The organism is Rhodovulum marinum, from assembly GCF_004343075.1.
GTDB classification, from domain to species: domain Bacteria; phylum Pseudomonadota; class Alphaproteobacteria; order Rhodobacterales; family Rhodobacteraceae; genus Rhodovulum; species Rhodovulum marinum.
In genome coordinates this window covers 1-1,032 of sequence record NZ_SLXP01000038.1, presented here as the reverse complement: position 1 = coordinate 1,032, position 1,032 = coordinate 1, and the positions used below count along the sequence as shown (strand labels likewise).

Below are 1,032 nucleotides of genomic sequence, written 5' to 3'. Positions count from 1 at the left end.
GGCGCGGTGCGGGCCTCGGACAAGCGGGCGCAGTTCGTCGGGCTCGACGATTACGTCGAGGCCGGGGGCGAGATCCTGCGCGACCTGTTCCAGCAGGACGACGGCGGCTGGCTGCAGGATGCCGCCCTGCTCGACGTCATGCTGCGCGAGAAACTGGCCGAGGAGGCCGAGGGGGTGCGCGCCGAGGGCTGGAAATGGGTCGAGGTCGACACCGAGTTCCCCTACGGTCACACCTTCGGGATGCGCCGGGTGCATGGCGAGGCGGTGCCGATGAGCGACGAGGAAGCCGCCAGCTACCAGTCGCTGAAGGCCGAATACGACGCGCTTGAGGCCGAGCATGCGGAAGCCGACGAGCTGCCCGACGACGTCGATATTCGGTTGGGCGAGATCGAGGAGGCGATGCAGGCACTCGAGGCACGTCCGATCCGGTACGAGGCCGACGACCTCGCGCTGGCCGGGGCTTTCGTCAGCATCGACAGTTCAGGGCGGCTGCGGGTCGAGCGGGGCTACGTGCGGCCCGAAGACGAGCCGGTCGAGGAGGTGGAGGATATCGCCGAGGTCGCACCAGAAACGGCGCCGATCGAGGACGCTGATGACACCGTCGTTTCTGCCGCGGACGAAGAGGAAGAGGACGATGGCCTGAAACCGCTCTCCGACCGCCTCGTCATGGAACTGACGGCCCATCGGACCCTGGCGCTGCGCAACGCACTGGCCGAGGACCCGCAGGTCGCCTTCCTCGCGGCCCTGCACGCAATGGTCCTGCGGCTCTTCTATCGCTACGCCGTCGACAGCTGCGTCGAGATCGAACCGCGCAACGCGGGGTTCGGATCGCAGGTGCCGGGCCTCGGCGACACGGCCTATGCGCAGGCCATCGACCAGCGTCACGAGACCTGGGCACGGAACCTGCCGAAGGCATCGGAGGACCTCTGGGAGGCGCTGACCGAATTCGACAGCTGCAGCCGCGAAGCACTCTTCGCCCATTGCGTGGGGATGAGCGTCAATGCCGTCCACGATCCCTACCAGCGCCGTCCG

General features: G+C 67.9%; 1 pseudogene. It reads left to right on the top strand.

Annotation, left to right across the window (positions count from 1 at the left end):
• Nucleotides 1-1,032: pseudogene (locus EV662_RS19670) on the top strand (DNA-binding protein); the annotation flags it as partial.